This is a genomic window from Gimesia algae (assembly GCF_007746795.1).
In the GTDB taxonomy this organism is placed as follows: domain Bacteria; phylum Planctomycetota; class Planctomycetia; order Planctomycetales; family Planctomycetaceae; genus Gimesia; species Gimesia algae.
The window spans coordinates 1,869,555-1,889,928 of record NZ_CP036343.1 but is presented as its reverse complement, the minus strand read 5'-3'; the positions used below and the strand labels follow the sequence as shown (position 1 = coordinate 1,889,928).

9 protein-coding genes and 1 pseudogene are annotated in these 20,374 nt (G+C 48.9%); 5 read left to right on the top strand and 5 right to left on the bottom strand.

Features of this window, described 5'->3' with window-relative positions:
- Window positions 1–126: 126 nt before the first annotated feature.
- Together Pan161_RS30455 and Pan161_RS07070 are read right to left on the bottom strand one after the other, a co-directional pair.
- Window positions 127–1,074, bottom strand: a complete 948-nt coding sequence (locus Pan161_RS30455) for a heme-binding protein (protein WP_197995742.1) — start codon at window positions 1,072–1,074, stop codon at window positions 127–129.
- A 259-nt stretch (window positions 1,075–1,333) separates the two neighbouring features.
- The gene (locus tag Pan161_RS07070) at window positions 1,334–2,578 is read right to left on the bottom strand and encodes an NAD(P)/FAD-dependent oxidoreductase (RefSeq protein WP_145225388.1); all 1,245 of its coding nucleotides are present in this window, start codon (window positions 2,576–2,578) and stop codon (window positions 1,334–1,336) included.
- Window positions 2,579–2,707: 129 nt separating this feature from the next.
- Between Pan161_RS07070 and Pan161_RS07065 the strand changes: the two genes are divergently transcribed.
- A complete protein-coding gene (locus tag Pan161_RS07065) occupies window positions 2,708–3,205 on the top strand; it encodes a MarR family winged helix-turn-helix transcriptional regulator (protein WP_145225385.1) in 498 nt (165 codons plus the stop codon).
- On the opposite strand, the gene Pan161_RS30450 is transcribed toward Pan161_RS07065, so the two are convergent.
- Window positions 3,142–3,576, bottom strand: a complete 435-nt coding sequence (locus Pan161_RS30450; RefSeq protein WP_197995741.1) for a DUF1501 domain-containing protein — start codon at window positions 3,574–3,576, stop codon at window positions 3,142–3,144. The two genes, Pan161_RS07065 and Pan161_RS30450, sit on opposite strands and share 64 nt — an antisense overlap.
- Window positions 3,577–3,780: 204 nt before the next feature.
- On the opposite strand from Pan161_RS30450, the pseudogene Pan161_RS31275 reads away from it, so the two are divergent.
- From Pan161_RS31275 to Pan161_RS07040, 4 genes and pseudogenes are all read left to right on the top strand, one after another.
- A pseudogene (locus Pan161_RS31275) lies at window positions 3,781–3,924 on the top strand (recombinase family protein); the annotation flags it as partial.
- Window positions 3,925–3,945: 21 nt separating this feature from the next.
- Entirely contained in the window at window positions 3,946–4,095 is a 150-nt protein-coding gene (locus Pan161_RS31340) for a helix-turn-helix domain-containing protein (protein WP_145232532.1), read from the top strand.
- Between the two features lie 577 nt (window positions 4,096–4,672).
- Window positions 4,673–6,145, top strand: a complete 1,473-nt coding sequence (locus Pan161_RS07045) for a hypothetical protein (protein ID WP_232103647.1) — start codon at window positions 4,673–4,675, stop codon at window positions 6,143–6,145.
- Window positions 6,135–7,523 (top strand): arylsulfotransferase family protein, encoded by a 1,389-nt coding sequence (locus tag Pan161_RS07040; RefSeq protein ID WP_145225381.1) that lies wholly within the window; start codon window positions 6,135–6,137, stop codon window positions 7,521–7,523. The genes Pan161_RS07045 and Pan161_RS07040 overlap by 11 nt, the downstream gene beginning before the upstream one ends.
- Window positions 7,524–7,669: 146 nt before the next feature.
- Here Pan161_RS07040 and Pan161_RS07035 read toward each other — a convergent pair whose 3' ends face one another.
- Complete coding sequence (locus Pan161_RS07035) at window positions 7,670–7,915, bottom strand: integrase core domain-containing protein (RefSeq protein ID WP_390620732.1); 246 nt, start codon at window positions 7,913–7,915, stop codon at window positions 7,670–7,672.
- A 446-nt stretch (window positions 7,916–8,361) separates the two neighbouring features.
- On the bottom strand, window positions 8,362–20,358 hold the full coding sequence (locus tag Pan161_RS07030) for a PKD domain-containing protein (protein ID WP_145225379.1): 11,997 nt from the start codon (window positions 20,356–20,358) through the stop codon (window positions 8,362–8,364).
- Between the last annotated feature and the right edge of the window lie 16 nt (window positions 20,359–20,374).

Here is a 20,374-nt window from a genome sequence, read left to right as displayed (position 1 = left end):
CCCCGACGCGCATTGTGATTTCTGAATTACTGTTTGTATGGGCAAGTCTTCCAACCCGACCGGATTCGGCTTTATTAACAAGCTGGAAAACTGTTGCAGAGCCCGATTCGCATCAACCACGAGAAATTACTTTATTCTGGATGCGCGCAGAAGTATTTTCTCTTTGTCATCGACCAGATACAGCAAGCCTTTGACGTCGATGTGAAACTTTTTCACTTTCTGTAACGTTGTCAGGAACCTGGATTCCTGATCCATCAGCGCTGGCGGGCCGGCGGCGCGCGTTGTTCTTGGTCCTGGCTCTATTTCAATGTTCTGGCCGTCAAGCTTCGCCTTAGCCATATACCGATTCACTCCAGTGTTGCCGGTTACAGAACGATCTTCAGCTATCTGAATTGTTGTTTGAGCATTGTCGATCACACCATGACCTTCAATATCTTCGATCAGCCATTTCCCAAAGATTGCTTTTTCTTCCGTCGGTGCTTGCGAGTTTTCGACACTCTCTAAAGCGTTTGACAATTCCTTCACACCAACTGCTGCCACTTCTGCGTCTTGTTCTCCAGTGGCGCCGCCCACGCCGATCGCGCCAATGACTTGTCCGTCGTAAATGATTGGAAGGCCACCCTTTAGCGTCGTAAACTTTCCGCCGCTGACTGCTGCCGCGTTCTCCACAGCCAGACTCAACTGCGTATTCACTGCATCTGCGTTTGGCAATGGTCCAGTCGGCCCTCGTTTGGTAGCCGCCGATGTCGCTTTCGTGATCGACGTGTAAACGCTTCCCGGTCTGGCCCCATCCATGCGTGCGAATGCCAATAGATGTCCGCCATCATCGACGACAGCAATGTTGACCTGAATACTCATCGCATCCGCTTGTTTGCGACTCGCAACAATTGCCCGCTCAGCTCCCGCCAGCGTCAATTGTGCGCGATTGGTTCGCACGAGTGGGAGTGGCTGCTCATTTTCGAATAAGACCTTTGCCTGGTCCGGTTGTGCCGATGCCATGTTGACTCCAATCAGAAGAGTCAAAACGAGGGGCCAAGGGGAAACGGGATAGCTCTGTAGGGCATTTTTTAACATCAGGTGTTCCTTTAAATTTCAGTCAATATTTGAACGATACTACCTGAATCTCTGGGTTTCTGATTTCAAATAGAATCTTAGAAATCAGAGATCCTATAATAATCATGTTCGGCAACAGACGTTGAGTAAAACGCCTGTCGCCGGAGCGTGGCAGATGTGTTTCATTCATGCCTGTTTATCTTTTATAACGTACATATTTTAACTTCCAGCAACATCCACATTATCTTCAAGAGGGAAGTCGAAATTACTCCCTTATCTGTCAGTGTTTGTTTGCGGTTGATTTTTCCTCAGATTTCATTTGATCAATATCTAAAAACACTTGATCAAGATCAGCTTTGAATAAATCACCAATCAGCAAATCTGTGATATTGCCTTTATGATGTGGGAAACGTCTCACAAAATCTCCAAAATTAAAACCATTATAGAATTCAACGACCAATCGCCGCATCCGGTCCATTCCCTCGAAATACTCTTTTGCCCATATTCCGAGCTGTTTCTCCGAAGTGTCATTTCTGTTGAGACCATCGATGATCGCATCTGCAGCCAGTTCTCCCGACTTGAGAGCTAACAGGATTCCTGAAGAATAAAGTGGATCAAGGAACCCTAATGCGTCACCAACTAAGACCCAACCATTTCCTGCTGCCTGTTTAGTTCGGTATGTAAAGTCTTTCGTTGCTCTCATCGTCGCTACCTGTTTTCCGGTTGCAATTCGTTTTTTAACGACAGGACAATTTTGTAATTCTTCATGAAAGGTTGTTTCATGATCCTGCCTCCCTTTGAATAAATAGTCGAAGTCAGCAACCACTCCAACGCTTACGATATCATCGTGCAATGGAATATACCAAAACCATCCATTTGAGTTTTTTAAGCTGAGTACAATTGTTGCTCCTTCATTCTTTCCTTCATCTCGGAATGCGCCCTCGTAGTATGTCCAGATGGCTCCCTTATTTAGAGACGGGTCCGGTTCTCGTAATTTAAACTTGTTGATGATCATGGAGCTTTGTCCGCTGGCATCAACGATCACGTCTGCAAATAATTCTTTTCGATTACCATCAGCATCTTTCACCAGGACTCCCACCGCCCGATCACCATTAAAAAGAATATCCAGAACTCGTATTCCCTGATTGACGGCGACTCCTTGCTCTCTGGCATTTTGTATCATCATTGAATCAAACTCGATTCGACGAATTTGCCATGTCTGGGAACATTCACCTGGTTTATGTTCATGGAAATAAAATGGGGCTGAAAGCTGCCCGGATGAATTCACAAACTGAACACCATGCTTTTTCACGAAGTGACTGGACTTTAAAATATCCAACATTTTAAGTCGTTTAAACGTCCAATAAGTTTCGGGGATCAATGATTCACCGACCCTGTATTGTGGCGTAAGCTCACGTTCCAATAATGTAACGGAAAAACCCCGCTGTGCGATTAGCGTAGAGGCAGTAGTCCCACCCGGTCCGCCTCCGATAACAATAACATCACTGTGATTTGTAGAATTCATTTTCGACTCACGATGCAGAGGAGAGTTTGAATCAGTAGTAACCGCCATAAACCTTAATATAATATCTAAATAAATGTCAAGACAATATATGTCTTTACAAGTATTGTTTAAACGCACATAGTTGGCAATATGGAATTATCAAACAAAATTACCGATTCTCAACCAATGAATTTCGACTCAAAGGAACAGGAGTCCTTTTTACACTTGTGGCGTACATATGATTGCCTGAAGGTGTTGGAAGACTCGCTTTTTCTGCAATTCGAACTCTCCCCGCAGCAGTATAATGTCCTGCGACTGCTGCAAATGTATTCTCCGAAAACCCTGCAGACCATGGAACTGGGGCGTCGGTTGATTTCCCGCTGCCCTGATACCACCAGGATGCTGGACCGGTTAGAGAAACGATTACTTGTGAAACGCAGTCGGCTTCCTGAAAACCGCCGTGTGGTCGAAATTGCCATCACAAAGCAGGGGCTGGCATTGCTCAAGAAAATGGAAAAGGCTGTCGTTGAAATGCATCGTCGGCAACTGGGACATCTGAGTAAAAAAGAACACAATAGTCTGATTCAACTACTCAAAAAAGCACGCAAACCGCATGAAGATTCGAGTTGTGACTGGCTGGAATCATAGTAAGGTGTGCGGCCGAATTCGCATCCCCAGAGGAATAGCGTATCTTTGAGTAGATCGTGACGTTTGAGATCGGCAAACAGTCCAGCGATCGGCTTGTCAGATTCGGCACAGTTATTGGCGAGTGCAGTTTGAATATTGCTGTACTGATCCCAGCTACCATGGCCCGGTTCGATGAACCGCATACCAGCTTCCGCGAATTGTCGAGCGAGGAGGCACTGATGTCCAAAGCCATCGGTAGGATCTTCGTTGATCCCGTATAGCGCCAGGCCGGTCTGGCTCCTGTATTTTTCGGGGAAACGCTGTCGGGGAATGGGCTTCCCAACCTGACGTATTTGCTGTCTGGAGAAAATGAAGCAGAACCCAAAGAACATTGGCGTCCTTTTCAGTCTGATCCCTGCTGGGAGCAAGTCAGGCAGATGAAGAAATTCCAGTCTACAATCTCAGAGATCAGATCACGTATTTCTCATACCGATGTCTTATTCAGATATTCGCCAGTATCGTATTTGGAATTCTATCATTTTATCGAATTGTGTAACCATCTAACGTGAACCCATGCAAGTGCAGAGGACGATTGCGATAGAGTCATCGATACTACAACACCTTGAGGAGAACTAAACTTTCACGTCTTCTCTGCTCCCTCCCAATTCGAGCGACGGCTTATACAAGAAAGAACTAAAGCAAGCTTGGTCGCAGCTCGAGCTCGAGAGCAGGTAAATTAGTGAAATCTCAATTCAGGGAGGATTTCACATACTGATGTATTCAAAAGAAGGCGTCTCAAAGTTTTGAAAGCGTATGCAGCCGGTTTAACAACCCGTGAGATTGCATTGCAAGTTCAATGCAGTGAATCGTGGATTAGACGGATCAAACAAGAGTTTCGAGAGCAGGGATAAACCATGCAACCAAACTGTCGGGGTTCTTCAATGGCAGGAACGCATTGAAACTGACTTGAACGGGATACGACGCCGCCAGCGACGATCCGTTCACCGACTTTGCCATCAGCTTTCGCTCCTGAAATCTTATTTCACATAAAAAAGGCGACTCTCAGCAGGGCAAGTGCCCTGACTTTTCTTGACTCCCATCGTTGACATGAGATATTATAAATCTCCTAAATCTACCAACCTTAAAGGTCGATTCAGCCATTGTATTTTAAGTATCTGTCTAGGATTGACTCGATAAACTCTGCGATGGCAGACCTGCAGGCGTCGAATGGGATGTGAAAGACTTGATTCGCATCTGAATTGAAGTCGAAGAATCGCGTTCGTTTTTCACAGCTTTGACTCTTTGTCATCGCGGGAACCAAACAAAGGACTTGTTGAAAATGATCTTCGCATATCTCGGACCTGGTCTCGGCGCAGGAGCGCTACTGGTGGTAATCGGAGTTTTCTCACTCATTGCAATTACACTATTCACATTCCTGTGGTTCCCGATGAAACGATTGCTGAAGCGGATCTCGGAGAAAAGGAATTCATGATTTATGAATTCCTTTTCGGCGTTGTGGTCTCCCTGATTCTATTGATTGTGCTCAAGGGGCTCAAGATCCGTCGTTCCGTCGACCGTTGGATTCTTTCGATTGCGAAATTCGCCTACCATAGCGGTCATCCCCTGTTTGACGATGATCAACGGTTTAGACTTGCTAAGCAGGCATACAAACCGGTGGTCCTCTCTTTTTTGCAGGTGCTTTTCAGGATTGTATTGATCGTCCTGCTTGTCAGCGCGACGATCGCTCTATTGGCCATTACTTTGGAGTCGGCCAGAGGGGAAAACCAAAAATCTTTTTTTTCTCCTGAGCTCTGGAGAGAGTCGGCCTTCCCGCAATACTTGCTGCACTGGCCTTTCATCGCCGGGACTTTGCTACCACTCATCTTATTGCCCTTTCTTCCGAAAACATCTGGTAGCTGGGAATACTCTGCCCTGGACAAATTTCTTCACTACCTCTTCCTCGGCAACAGAGGGTTTGTGAGACTCCAATGGCGGTTCGAGTGCATAATGAACAGGAAGGAACTCGTTCCGCCTTTGCAACACGTCTACATCGCCGGGCTGGCACGGTCTGGCTCTACCTCGTTGATGCAGCACCTGGGTCAGTTGCCAGAATTTGTGAGCCTTTCCTATCGAAACATGCCATTTGTGTTGATGCCTCGTACTGGCCCAAAACTGATCTCACGCAAGACAGACAAGGAGAGGGAGCGGTCACATAAGGACGGAATGCTGCATCGCCTCAGCACCTATGAAGCGTTAGAGGAGCCATTTTGGCTACACTTCGCCGGGCCCGACTTTATTCAAGAGGAACGCTTGATTCAACATCACGTTGCCGAAGACACCCACGCTGAATATCAGAAGTTTCGGAGCATGGTTGCAGGTGGCAAAACCTATCTGATGAAGAACAACAATCATCTCCTGCGTGCCAAGTCACTCCATCGACTTGATGCAGGGAACGGGCTGACCACGAGGACCGTGATCCCATTTAGAGAACCGTATGCTCAAGCAAAATCACTACTTGAGCAGCACAATATTTTATCCAAATTGCAGAAGGAAGACGATTTCGCCCTCGACTACATGGATCTCCTTGTCCACCACGAGTTCGGACTCCATTCGAAAACTCTGATACTCGGCGAATGTGATGACGAATCGCTTACAGCCTCTGACCCGAGTTGCCTTGAGAATTGGCTTCGTATCTGGCACGTTTTCTACCGCGACGCATTCGATCTCTACGCGGGCGAACCCGACTTCTGTTTCTTTTGCTATGAGAAATATTTAGCAAATCCATGCGAGTCGTTGTTGAGTCTGTGCCCGTTTCTCGATATTGATGCCAAACGATTCGAAACTATTGAAGTCAAGGAATGGCGACGCACTCGCTCCGACCAGGATGAATCCACTGTTCTTTCAGACTCCAGACAACTCTATGACAAGCTGGTAAAGGTGGCCATCAATCATGAAGTTTAATCGCGACCAGGCAATCAGAGTTCTTCGACGCCTTCTGGCTCTGTTCTTTTGTCTTTGGGGGCTTGTCTGGCTGAGTATAAGAGCTGTCGAAAAACAGCCAAACGACCGAAACGTCCTGGATAAAGGCTTGCTGGCCGCCGCAAGCGTCCCTGAAACTGTGAAACTCTGGTTCTCTGTAAAATCGACCGGTCTGGAGCATCAGGAATTCGTGATGAATACAGAACCTGGTCTTGCCAGGCTGGGGGAACTCTCTGATATTCAATACCTGAACAACCACCTCTACCTGCTTTACTACCGCTACGAAGGGACCGATAAAGGTAGCGTTTATCTGCAGAACATCAAGACCGGTGAAGTGGCACATACCTGGCACGTTCCGCTACGGAAGATCTTCGAAGACATACAGGGGTTAAAACAAGATGTGAAGGCCGATTTCGAAGCACAGGAAATCTCAGTCTCCTTACATAAGCGGTTACCGAACAATCTCGCCGCGATTCGAATTCTTTCGCCGATTATCGGAGATGACTTGTCCCTGATATTCCACTGCGGAGTACTGGGGTACATGTACAAGCTTGACAAGAAATCAGACCTGCTCTGGAAAAGTGAGGAGCTTGTTCATCATTCGATTGAACTGGACGACGACGGCAATATCTGGACTTGCTCAGTTGATTTGAGGCACTCACTCGCCAAAGACTTGCGATTTCGTGAGGACGCAGTGTTATGCCTTGATGCGGAGGGCAAGAGGCTCCATTTCTACTCACTGAGCGACATGTTTTCAAACAACGGTTTGCTTCAGACGCTGTTGGAGGCGACGCCGGCGACGATAATGCCAGACGGTCCCTACCGGGATCCGTACCATCTGAATAATGTGTTGCCCGTCAAGAGTGATGGCAAGTTTTGGAGGAAGGGAGATTTGTTTTTAAGTCTTCGCGATAAGAGTGCGATCGTTCAGTTTCGGCCCCAAGATGGCTCGATTGTGTGGTACCAACAGGGGCCGTGGCTTGCACAACATGATATCAACATCGTGAACGAGTCGACCATTTCGGTTTTCAATAATAATGTGAGCTTTACGTCCTGGGACTGGTCGGACATTCAAGGAGGGGGTAGTAATATTGCCTTTTTTAACTTCTCTGATAAGACCACAGAGTACTTCGGCAAAGGTCTCTTCGCTTCGAAAACAGAGGGGCGGCAAACGCAAACTGTAGACGATTGGATTCTGGTCGAAGAGACAAATAAGGGAAGATACCTCTTCATAGATTCTTTTGGCACCGTTCGCTGCCAATTCTATATCCCGTACCACAACGAACCTTCAAACGCCATGAGTCCAAACTGGGCGCGTTTATATCTCAAGAGTGGGTCAGAGTTTGTATTGCAGGAGTAAACGACTCTCTGGAGAATCGGCAACCTTCAGATTAACTTCCGGTCACTGTGAGGTGGACCTATCGGAAACGGTCCACCAGTAACTGATCCAGACTGGATTGAACCATAGTCATCTGTGACGCTACCTGCTCTCTTAACGCCTGACTGTTACGCAGCCGCTTCGTATTCTGTTGTTTCAATAGCTGTTCTGTTCGCTTCCGGCACCGGGGCTCTGTAGCCCGGTGAACTGTGTGGCCTGATGGAGTTGTAGTCTCTTTTCCAGCATTCGATCAGTACTTTGGCTTCCCATAACGTATCGAAGATTTCCCCGTTGAACAATTCAACTCTCAGCTTTCCGTTGCAGGATTCAATGGACATGGTCTTCACTTCGACCCAACGGAGCCAGTCACGCACCCGCGGTTCCTTTGCATTGAACAGGTGGGGGGCTCTGAAATGTGCGTTTGCCCTGACGGTTTCCTGTTCGCTGCGCTCACCCCGGATTGCATCCAGGGCTACCCGTGATCTGTGTTTAGGGGTTCGGGATTTTCATCTGCGGGGGGAGAAGCACATCATTTAGAATGCTTCGTGAAACGTGAGATGTGATAGTCACACCATGACTGTTGGGCGAGTATTTACAGCGAGCCAACAGTGCCACCCGAGCGCTTATTGGGAAGTGGTTTCAATTTTCATACTGAGTATGAAATCAAATCATTATAGCGTGTATCGCTTGGCTGAATATATTGACCTTACGCGATTTAGCGTTTAACACTACCGAATTAAATCCTGACCGCATATCTTCATGACTTCAGTAACGGACGTTCTCAAAATAGCCTGCGAAGTACACGAATCTGTTCTGAACGTCAAATGAGGTCCAAGATATCAATGTGAGTGAAAACTTCATCCCGTCTGTTTCTAATTCGATCATCGTTACTATCACCCAGGAACCAATCGCGTCCTCTTTCTCCTTTGAGCGTGTCGCGCTCACCATCGTCGAAAACGGTGGCATCGGGACCGTTGGCTTTTAATGCGATGAAATTTGATCCGACGCCAGTTTGTAGATTGTTAATACGCGACTGATAGCTGGCTCCCGAATTCCATTCAGTGGAAATAGCATTGAGGGCATCCAGGTTCGTATCGAAACTGGTGAATCCACCGATGAGGATATCGTCTTCTGAACCACCTTTGATATCATCCCTGCCTTGACCACCAATCAGTATATCCCGACCACGTCCACTTCGGATCCAGTCGTTGCCATCACCTCCCACCAAAATGTTGTCCCCATTTTCACCCGATAAATAATCGTTGCCGTTCTCTCCTAACAAAGTGTCATTACCAGAGCCACCAATCAGGGAATCGTGGCCATTGCCGCCCCTGAGAATGGCAGGTACTGAGACATTATTGCTGATATGAACATGATCATTGCCATCCCTGGCCACGACACTGATTTTCTGAACGTCAGATACATTGAAAAATCGTACTGGGAACCCGGAGAAGATATTGCCAATCACCACATATTTATGGAAAAAACGAAACACATGAATGTTATCATTGCCGTTAGTACCAACCAGGCTCAAAGTACCATTGAAAAGACCTGTGCCAGCGATGATTGCAGTGACTTCCGCCTGTGTTGTACCACCATCATCATCGGTAAGCGTGAGGGTAATCGTGTATGTACCAGGAAGAGCATAGACATGATTTCCATTCAGTGTGCCGGCCCCGTCTAGTCCATTAACAGGAACCAGTTCCGGATCTGAGCCATCGCCCCAGTCAATGCTGGCGGAATGGGCGTCTAGAATCCCGAGGTCTGTGAAATCAGCGGAAATCGTAGTTTGCTCAGTCAGAACAACTTCTCCCAATTCAAACGCGTTGGTCTCGAGTCGTGTAATCACGGGAGAGATATTTTGAACTGACACATTGACTTCAGTCGGTACCAGATGCGTCCCGTCTTCATCTTCGAGCATGATCTGAATCGTGTGATTATTGGGCCCCTCAAGGTAAGTGTGAGTGACGAAACTACCGGATACAGGAGAACCCAGGAACTGATCTGTTTGACCGTCTCCCCAGAGTACGGTATAGGCAATCACAGTATCATTTCCGGGATCGACAATGTCTCCCAGCTGGAGATTGTAATCAGTCCCTTCTGTTGCTGTGGAATTTCCCGTGAATACAATTATGGGAGCGACATTCTCTATGGAGATTTCTTTCGTTGTTGTCACGCTACCCCCGTCATAGTCAGAGACTCTGATTCCGACGATAAACAGTCCATCATCGGCATAGGTATGTTCGGCAAGTCCACTGGTGTTGCTGGTTTCAAAAGTGCCGTCGTTGTCGAAATCGAATTCGTAAGTCAGCGGATCGAAAACACCGGCAGCATCAGTTGCTTGAACCGTTACGGAAAACGAAGCACTCTCATTGATTTGCGGGCTTTCCGTGATCAAGTTGATTTTGGGATCAACATTGGCGACATCAATCGAAATGACTTGGGAACTACTACCTCCGCTTGAATCAACAACGCGGACTCCAACGGGAAACGACCCATTGTCTGCAAAAATGTGGCTTGCTGTGTTGGCACTGGCACTGATTTCAAATACACCATCATTATCAAAATCAAACTCATAAGTTAGCACGTCCAGACTTCCCTGGACCGAAGCATTAACTTCCAGTTGAACAGGAGCTCCTTCTTGAGGGGTACTCGTGACAATAATTACATTATCTATTACCGGGTTAACGTTGTTGACTACCACAGGAAGTTCATGCACCAAAATGGGATCACTACTATTGGGATGCTTGATAAAGACCTTTGCGCTATAGATACCGTTATTGTCAAAAATATGGTCCACATCAATCAGCAGGAGACCGTCTCCGTTCGGAAGGGCGTCAGCGTTTGTGTATGTGTTAGAAGTGCCATCGCCCCATTCGATGATGTAGCTGCTCTCAGGGTCGCCTGGATTCTCTGGGGCAGTCAACGCACTTAACCGCAGTGGTGCCGGGCTGCCTTCATTGACAGTCAGCAAAGTTGCCGCAACCGGAAACGTTCCATCTTCGTCAACCAGCGTAACGACAATCAAGTGAGCGCCATTGCCATCTTCAAACGTGTGCTCGATGACGCCGTTTGTGATAAAGGTTTCAAATGTATCGTCGTCGCCATCGCCGTCGCTGTCGGGGAAGATCGAACCATCGTCCCAATCAACGCGGTATTCGAGCACGGTATCATCACCAGGATCGACGACATTACCCAGAGTCAGCATGAATGGTAGAGTCGAGTCGCTCTGCACTTCACCCGCGATTGTGATTGTGGGAGCGACGTTAAAGACCGTCACAACATGTGGATCAGAAGCAAACGAACCATCGTTGTTGTTGACCGTTGCCACGATGTTGTACTCGCCGTCGTCCGCATAAGTATGGACGGCTGAAAGTGCATCACCAGATAACACGTCTGCCGTGGTGCCGTCGCCCCAATCAATCGTCCAGGAGTTGATCAGATCGGGCCCGGGGTCATTGGATGTCAGGTTAATCTCGATTTGAGACCCTTCCGTAATCCATGTGTTACCATTGACCGTTGGTGTCGGAGACACATCTTGAACGTTCACAGTCACGGTATTGCCGGCGGTATGTGTGCCATCTTCATCAACTGCGGTTGCCGTAATCGTATACTGGTTATCGCCATCGGCATACACATGTGTGATTGAGGCGGGGTTACCGGAAACGATTTCACCAGGCACTCCGTTGGTCGAGGTGCCATCACCCCAATCGATGTGCCATTCATTAATGGTATCATTGCCGGGGTCGATATCCGAGAGATTCAGTGTATAGACCGAGCCTTCATCTACCAGACTGTCTCCACTCAGTGTCAAAGTTGGTGTCACATTATTGACTGTGACCGTGACTTCATTTGTGCTGACAAAAATGCCATCCTCGTCTCGGGCACCCACTCGTACGGTATAGCTGCCATTATCAAGATAGATATGAGCCACATTCGTTTCATTGGGATTCACCAGACTTATCTGACCATCGCCCCATTCAACGATCCATTGATTAATGGTGTCTACTCCGGGATCGGTCGCTGAAATGTTTTGGATCGAGTATTGCGAACCTTCAACAGCAGAACTGGTGCCGCTATAGGTTACTGTTGGCGCGATGTTCTCCACGCGAACGCTCAGAGAATTCGTAGCCAGTGCTGTGGCGCCATTGCTATCGGTGACAATCGCCGAAACCTGGTAAACTCCGTCATCGGCATAAAGATGGTTGAGTAAGCCGCTTGCGCTATTCAGCGTGGATGTGGTTCCATCACCCCAGTTCACCCGCCAACTTGCCACAGTACCTGGTCCCGCGGAGGTTAATGTTAACGCAAAGGATTCACTTTCATTCAAGCTGGCAGCACCGCTCAATGTCCGTGTTGGTGGCGGTCCGGCGATCACGTTGACATCGTTCGTTGCCGTGTAAGGGCCCCCGTCTTCGTCGATGGCGTTGACGGTGATTGTGAAGTTTCCACTTGTCGTATAGGTGTGTAACAATCTGGTTGTTGCTTCGTTTGTTAAAGTGGTGCTTGAGCCGTCTCCCCAGTCAACCATATACTCGCTGATTGTGTCATCGCCAGGGTCAGTTGCAGAAAGGTCTAATACATAGGAGACGTACTGCGTTGATGAGCTGCCACCCACTAAATTAAGTATGGGATCGGTGTTATGCACTATGAGTGTTGTGAACGCTTCATCAGAACCTTCCGAGTTGGTTGCCTGTACGGCGATCTGATAAGTTTCATTGTCGTCAATTCCAAATTCGATCAGTGTCGCCCAGTTGATTACAGGACTAAGTCCGATCACGTCACCAAACTGACCATCACCATTAATGTCCCAGCTATAAGAGACGGAACCACCCAGGGCGGGGGCAATCGTACCGCTCGCGTCGAGAGAAAGTCCATTTCCTTCAACGATGGAGTAGGGACCATCCACTGCAGCCGTTGGTGCAGCGACCCGACTTATTTCGTTTATGGATGTATAGTTAATACCGAAGCTTTCACCTGTCACGACGATTGATCCATTCGGTTCGAAGTGGATACCATCGTCGCTGGTAGGACCGTCCACACGATTCGGATTTGAGGGGGGAGTGATTCCTTTGGTGTCGAGCTGTAGAGTATCGATACCACTTTCATGCCCATCAAGCTGAAGGGCTGCTCCGAGAGTTGTACCATCGACCACAAACAGGTTCGTTCCTGTTCCCGAATCTAAAACCGTTGTGGTGCCGCTACCAACGGAGAAGACTGTCAGTGTGTCGTCGCCTGATTCTCCGTTGAGATAGACTTGAGCCCCGTCGCCGCTCTCTCGAAGAACAACGCTGTCTTTATCGGCACCTAGGTTCACGGTCGTGCTCAGTCCTGCCGGGGCATGGTGAATCACGACATCGTCGTTGCCTCCTTTGGTTTCGACGGTGGTTTCGATCACGATATCACGAATACTTACCTGATCAGGAGCATCGGCTGAGCGAACAGTCAAGCTTTCAACACCCGTGTATGTGGCTCTATATGCGTTTGGTTTGGGAAGCGAAGTGTCAATCTGAAGATAGGCCAGACCACCATTTTCATTGAGAGGACCGGCTTCTCCTCCAGTCGTTATCAGAAGCTGGTTACCGACTATGCTCAGATCCGTCGGATTATTGAGACCAATGACGCCCGCTGATCCATTACGTACGCGCTGCACAAAACGAATTTTACCGGTACCGGTATCGCGGGTGAAAACTGCGATTGTGTCTGCGTCAGCACCTGCAGCAAACAGATAGTCGTCGTCACCACTCAGTGCCAGCGAACTCAAACCGTCGAGACCTTGAATGCCCTTCACGCCGTTGCGAATCGAATCGACGAACGTCAGCTGACCGGTGGCCGTATCTCGTGCAAAAATTGCGATCGAGTCGTCTCCACTACCTACGTACAGGAACCGCTCGTCATGGGTCAAAATGGAAGTTTGCGGGCTACCCATGTTGACAATGTCATCGACGCCGTTGGTGATGAACTGCACGGGCACTAGCGAGTTGCCTGCGACTTGGAACATTGCCAAAATGTGATTGTGCTCACTGGAAACATAAACATGTAAGCCATCGGCTGAGGTTGTTATATGAGTCGGTCCGTTTAGACCAGTGGATGTTTTCGAGTGAAATGTTAGCGCGCCACTATTGGCACCAGAATAGATCGCCAGTGTATTTTCCACCGGACTGGAAACGAAGAGACGATCGCCGACGATTTCGATTTGGTTCACGCCGTCCAAACCGTCGACACCACTGACACCATCAGCCAGGATACGCGGAGCCCCGCTGACGTTACCGGCGGAATCCAGGTTATAGATCAGCAACGAGTCTTCGGTGGGATTCGTGATGTAGAGAAATTGCCCGTTATCGGAGACTGCAATTGATCCCGCGGTCAGAATGCCGGAAATAATCACACGTCCTCTGTTCGCACCGGTGTTGGCATCAGTAATCGTTAGCGTGCCCAATTTTGAACTGAGCGTGTAAGCCGTGTTTCCAAAAACGACAGTTTTGGCGTCCGCTTCGCCTGCTTTATACAGACTTTGATTTTGGGGCTGTCCCTCTCTAAGAGTGTCACCAGAGTTAGGAGCGTGATTCACATAGAGCGAAGCGAGAGAAGGATCGATGCTGTAGCTGACGCCGTCGCTTGTCATAGTGATGTCTTGAATTGTGGTCGGTCCGTTAATTCCCCCAGGATCAGAACGATTGAATATGCTTGGGTTGAGCGCCCCGTCGAACACTTGAATCTCAGCAGGAATGAGAGGTTCATATGGTGCTGGGGGAATCACGCTATTCGTTACCCAGGCTATCGTATTGTTCGATCGATACAGTACGAAGTTTCCGTCGTCTTGTATGTTTGCACGTACCGCACCACTATTGAAAGTACCGGCATTCCAAACTACGGAGGCGCCGCCAGCTCTATAGAGGACAAGGTTCCCGTCCGTCTGCATCCTGAGGAAAGCAGCGCCGCTGCCCTGTGTTCCGAGACTCCAGATTAACGGGTTTCCAGTGGTGTCTCTCAGATTATAGATCACCAGGTTCCCATCGGGTTGCAAGGTGAGTCGCACAGCACCGTTCGGAGAGTAGATCGACTGCCCCAGATGTAAATCCTGGTTGCCAATCAATTGATCAGTTCCAATTGGCCGCGTCGTTCGAGTGTCGAAACCGGCTACCAGGGTTCCGGAAGGCTCGTGAATATCAAGTGTGCTAACGTCTGTTCCTCGTACGCTAAATTTAGTATTGATTAAATTCAAATTGCGATCGTAGCGGCGAATTCCTGTGGACGTTCCGACATACACATATTGGTTTGTTGCAGTCACCGATTTGTAAGGAAAACTGTCGGCCCTGTCGGCAAATGAATACTCCTGGCCTAAACGACCACGAGCAGATACGATCTCCACATTGGCTGGGTTACGAAACTTGAAGATTCCATCGTCTTCGACAACCGCACGAAGTCCATTATGACCCGCCGTTTGGGAATCCCAGACGGCGAAACCATCGGCTCTATAGAGCACAAAGTTCCCGTCTGTCTGCATCGTGGCGCGCACAACACCCGTATTTTGCGTGACGAGCTGCCATAGTAACCGGGGAGCAGGGAAACTCACGTCATGCAGCACCAGGTTTCCATCATGTTGCAGAGTAAGCCGTACAGCACCGTTCGGAGAGTAAATTGACTGACCCAGGAATAAGCTCTCGCCGGGGGTTAATTGTGAATCGACGAGGATATGGCCGTTCAAGTGGACGTCGTAACGGTGAATACCATTTTGTGTCGTCACGTACACTTCGCCACCGTCAGGCGTGACGGTAATGTCAGTAAGCGTGCCCCCGGGGACTTGGAGCCCCCCAACCCTGATCTGACCGTCTGTGGGGTCGCGTTCGAACCAAGTCAAGAACCCGCCAGCAATCGCATAAACCCGCGAATTGAGTCCCATGGTAATGCCGGTAAATGATTGACCGGGCATGTGTAGCCGACTTCTATACATCAGCCGACCGGTTTCTGAAACGCGTTCAAAAATGGCAATCTTCTGGTCGTTGAAACTTGCAACATAGACGTGGCGTCCGTCCGGGCTGACGACCACATCCTGCGCCCCATGGAGTCCATCAACACCGTTAATCCCGTCGACGAGAACCTGGATGAACTCCAGGTTTTGAGTTCTGTTACCGTTGACATCCAGTTGCCGTCGATAAACTGCGATGTGTGAACCACCTGTAACATAGACGTGATTTCCATCTGGGCTATCGATGATCCCCCGGGCTCCTGCAATACCTTGTGCGGAAGTTGGAAATTGTGTGGTGTCAAACGAAAAATTCTGAGCTGCGTTTTGTTGAAGCAGGTTGATCCCTTCCAGAATTTGAACCTGATCGTTTTTGATTGTGATGAACTGCGGATTGTCAACGTTGTCTTCCACGACCAGCGAATCGGCTCCGCCCAGGCCAGCAGTGAAAACAACCAGCTCCGCCCCAAGGGCGTCAACAATGGGATTACCATTTGCCTGAATTCGACCATCGCTGTATTCCCAAGAGACCGAGTCACCCGCAGTGGAATTGTCAATCACCAGCCGTTCGACGCCGACGCCGAGTTGCCCAAATTCTGATGGATTATCTGGAATGAGTAGAATCGCTTCATCGCTTCCATCATTACCGATGATCTGAGTTAGCTTTGTGCTGCCGACTGATTTGAGTGTGATCGTATCATCGCCTGAACCGCTATTGATTGTGGTAGCCGTTAATTCGGAAGTACTTTCGACAGTAAAATGGTCAGAACCGCTACCAAGGTTGATCGCGAGGTTTTCAATGTTGGTATAAGTGATATCATGGAGTCCCAGGCCAGTGATCGTATCGCCTGTGAGTACGCCATTTCTATCGACTGTGTCGTGTGTGCGATCGATGATCAGGGAATCGGATTCGGTGAGGCCGACAATTCCATCGACTCGGACCGATGATGAGGTAGAATGAATCGTCAAGACGTCAGCGAGAGATCCGAGCGAAACGTCAACGAAGTCGATATCTGAATAAGTCGATGTGCTGCCACCGATGACGTCGAATGTATTCGCAGTGAGAGTCGCGGTAAGTGGACGATCGCTATTGAAATCGTTCTGAGCATCATTGATCAATAATGTGTTGAAGCCACGTCCACCATCAATAGTGGCTTGAGACCGGTGGTCAATTTGAATGGTATCCTCACCCCGATCTCCAAAAACCTGGTCAATCCCCGCGACGCTGATCAACAGGTCGTCATCCCACCCGCCGGTGATGAAGTCGTTACCCGAGCCGCTATTAATCGTGTCATTACCGTGACCACCATCGATAACATCAGCGCCTGTTTCGCCAAAAATTGTGTCGTCACCATCTTCACCCAGGACGATGTCATCCCCTGTGCCCGCGTAGACGGTGTCATTTCCCGTACCAGTGAAGATGAGATCATTTCCACCGCCGGTTTTGATCGTGTCGTTACCACCGAGCGCATGTACTTCGACGGCTACGTTACTCAGACCCGAAAAATCTATGTTGTCGTCGGCTTCTGTTCCGACAATCAAAACACGATCAAAGTTGTTCGAGAAAGTCTCGACCACTTCCCCTTCGCCTGGCACGTTAACCGTGACGATAATACTGCCATCGTTGCCGCTAACCGTGATGCCACCAGAGTCATCTGTGTCACCGTAAATACGGTCGGTAGCAAATGAGCCAGTGTTGATTCGCAACACACGTTCGCCATTTTCAATGACTTCGGTCGCCAGGGCAGGGGGCTCGGCAGTTTGAGTTTCATCAACGGAATATCCCAGGATATCGCTGAGAGACAAACTGATGTCAAAGTTGTCTGGAATTCCCACTCCACCGAGCGAAACACTCTGTGTGATTGTCTTAAGTAGCAAAAAGATGCGAAAGCCACCCGCAAAATCAAAGTTGCCTTCGATGTCGACACCCGCATCGAATAAATTGATGATCTTCTGTGGATTCGAGAATCCATCTGTGACTTCGAAAATCTCGTTGAGCCGTAATTGGCCGTCATTGTTGGGGTCTTGTAGATCAAAGAAGACCTCGCCGCCCAGATTTGCTAACGCGTTGGCGAAGAATACTTCAATATCCACCCCACCACCTCCGCCAACGTCAATCGTCAGTGAAAGTTCTTTACCATCGCCTTCCTCATTGCCGATATAAAATCCATCCAGGAGATCGCGATAGTCAGGATTCACCCCAGCGCGTGCTGCGCTTACTATTTGTTCGAGTCCTGTGGAATCGTAAACAAATGCCAGTTCCCCCAAATGCAGATTTGCATTCGCATGGAGATTGAAATTCAGTGCCTTGAAGTCAAAACCGAAATCTCCCCCCAGACTCAAATCAGCACTCGGCAGGACGAAGCTGACGATATCGAATGGGTTTCCTAGAATCATGTTGGTGATTGATTCTGGCTCAAAAATATCGTATGAAAATCCGCCCTGGTCATAATCAGCATCGGGCAATGCCAGAAATTCATCCACGTCAATCGAATCGACCATGCTCGCTAATTCGGTAGGGACGAGTATTTCGAGATCGAAATCGTACTCTAGCCCGCCAAAACTGATAGGGCGACCATCGTAAGTGGAAAGGAAGGAACTCATCTGACTACCGAAATTGAACAGGCCTTCGGTCGCGTTGAAGAACTTGTTCAGATTCTCTGTGTTACCCGAAAGGTCAAGAATACTCGGTGTGCCAAATCCCATGGCGGGGCCGATGATATTCAGCAGCGGAATCGGTGAATTGAGAAATCCACCCGCCGCTCCGACACCATCACCCAACACACCGAAGACCGGCCCCAGTGTCGTTCCCGCCACGTTGGCAACGGGAGCAGCCACAGTCGCTAATAAGGAGCCAATGTCAAGGGTGATGTTGTCAAAGATCAGGCTTTCGATGCTCGCATCGCTTTCGAAGCCCGAATCCTGGTCGTATGTCAGGCTGGTAGATGCATCCACTTTGAGGTCGAATGCGACTTCCGGCAATCCGAGCGAACCACCAGTCAGGCCTAGTGACTGCTCTGCGTAACCGCTGAGATCATCGGTATCGGTACTGACATGAAATCGAGCTTCTCCCGTTGCCTTCAATTCAGGTGTAAACACGTCGAAGACTCTGTTATCGTTGATTTTTTCGTTTATCTGCTGAAACGTCAGTCGGTCCCGTGTCGACTGATCACCGTCAACAGGATCGGGGTCCGGATCAAAGTTTTCATCCGGATTTACGATATCAACAGTGAAGACCACAGAAAGCCGCGATTTCTCGAGCCCGTCTGCGTGAACAGAGAGAGTCACTCCAGGAGCATTGGAGACGAATTCGAATGTATCGCCGGTCAGCCTGAGTTCGATAACTTCACTGTCTGGAGGGAGTCCAAAGTCCTGGGGAAGGATTCCCGCTTGCGAGAGTGAATCGCTCAACCTTTCAGCCAGCGACGCCTGCAAATCTTCGAGACTCTCTACTTCTCCTTCCGCAAGGGTCGTGCGGAGGATGATCGGAACTTTTGTGCCGTTCACGAGCAATGTAAAGTCAATGTCCTCAGCGATCATGCCATCAGCCGGGGCCAAGGTTTCTGCGCTTAACACGTTGCCTGACATGGATTCGTTGCCGGTAAATCCAATGGCCTGCGACCGACCGTCTTCAAACTGCGTTTGCAGAAATCCGAGTGTGTTGCTGGGAGTGCCAATTTCCACGTCGTTCGGTGGAGTGGCAAATTCAATCGTCATCGATTGAATCTCTGGTGACGTGGCTGTGAAGATTAGCGAAGGCCCGCCTTGTCCTTCTTCCTGATCAAATAATCCGTTGATACCTGAGAAATCTGCCGAGGCAATGACTTCAGGCAACGGGCCAAACGCACCAAGTAGATCGAGATTTAAATTGGCCAGAAATTCGGCAAAAGTTTCACCACCGTTAACAGCATGTTGTATGAGCTTTGATTCGGTGGTTCCATTTTCTTTTTGGAGAGTGAGCGTGAACTCTGTGTCATAGTTCAATGAACTGATCGTATCAGTGGCGAGAACGGCTTCACCACCTGCCGAAACCTGTGCCCGGGCGACAGTGCCGTCTTCAACATGTCCATTGACCAGCCCCAAGGCAATATCACCGGAAATCCCAGCTTCATCTGAAAGGATGTCTTGTCCAAACGCGTCTTTCGGGGGCGCCGAATACACGTCGATTCCGGCTCGGAATTCTTCTACACCATCTCCAAACAGATCAACGGCGCCACTATTGACAAAAAAGCCGGTATCAACTTCCGTTGTCACATTTCCCAAAGTGACCCCAAACCCTAGACGCAGATCCCAAAAAACATCTGCACGCACTCCTTCACTGGCATCAATTTGCAGCCCAAGGTTAGAGAACAAATCGGAATTGAGCAAATTCCCGACATCAAAACCAATCTCAAAAGGCAGATCAACCGAGAACTCTTGCCCCAGATGCACATCCCATTGGACCCAATCTGTAGTTTCAAGTTCCAATCCCTCGTCGGTGGTATCAACACCGGAGGTACGGACGATATCAGAAACTTCAATTTTATTATCCGGGTCCGAACCATCCTGCAGGATGTCTAACCCATCTGGACCAAGCACGCGAAATAAGCTCGATTCGTACAACTCCAGCAGACTGGAAGTCGGATCTAATTCAGAATCGCTAAATGCATTACTGATTTGGGTCTGTAGTTCTTCTTGTAAATTGCTTAACGTGACAAATAAAGGATCAAAGGTGTCAGCCAGGCGGTCACCAATCAAAGGCAATTCGCTGACATTGTCGATGACAGCATCCAAAGAGTTCTTGGAGATTGGCGTGTAAAGCGGACCCACTTTGGCGCGGAAATGGGACCCACCTGGGGTTGGGTTAACCACGTGGGGTAACGTGGTG

Bases quoted from the DNA above. Each gene is read 5' to 3' on its own strand.
- Pan161_RS30455 (WP_197995742.1), bottom strand. From the start codon at position 1,074: ATGTTAAAAAATGCCCTACAGAGCTATCCCGTTTCCCCTTGGCCCCTC.
- Pan161_RS07070 (WP_145225388.1), bottom strand. From the start codon at position 2,578: ATGAATTCTACAAATCACAGTGATGTTATTGTTATCGGAGGCGGACCG.
- Pan161_RS07065 (WP_145225385.1), top strand. From the start codon at position 2,708: ATGGAATTATCAAACAAAATTACCGATTCTCAACCAATGAATTTCGAC.
- Pan161_RS30450 (WP_197995741.1), bottom strand. From the start codon at position 3,576: ATGTTCTTTGGGTTCTGCTTCATTTTCTCCAGACAGCAAATACGTCAG.
- Pan161_RS07045 (WP_232103647.1), top strand. From the start codon at position 4,673: ATGATTTATGAATTCCTTTTCGGCGTTGTGGTCTCCCTGATTCTATTG.
- Pan161_RS07040 (WP_145225381.1), top strand. From the start codon at position 6,135: ATGAAGTTTAATCGCGACCAGGCAATCAGAGTTCTTCGACGCCTTCTG.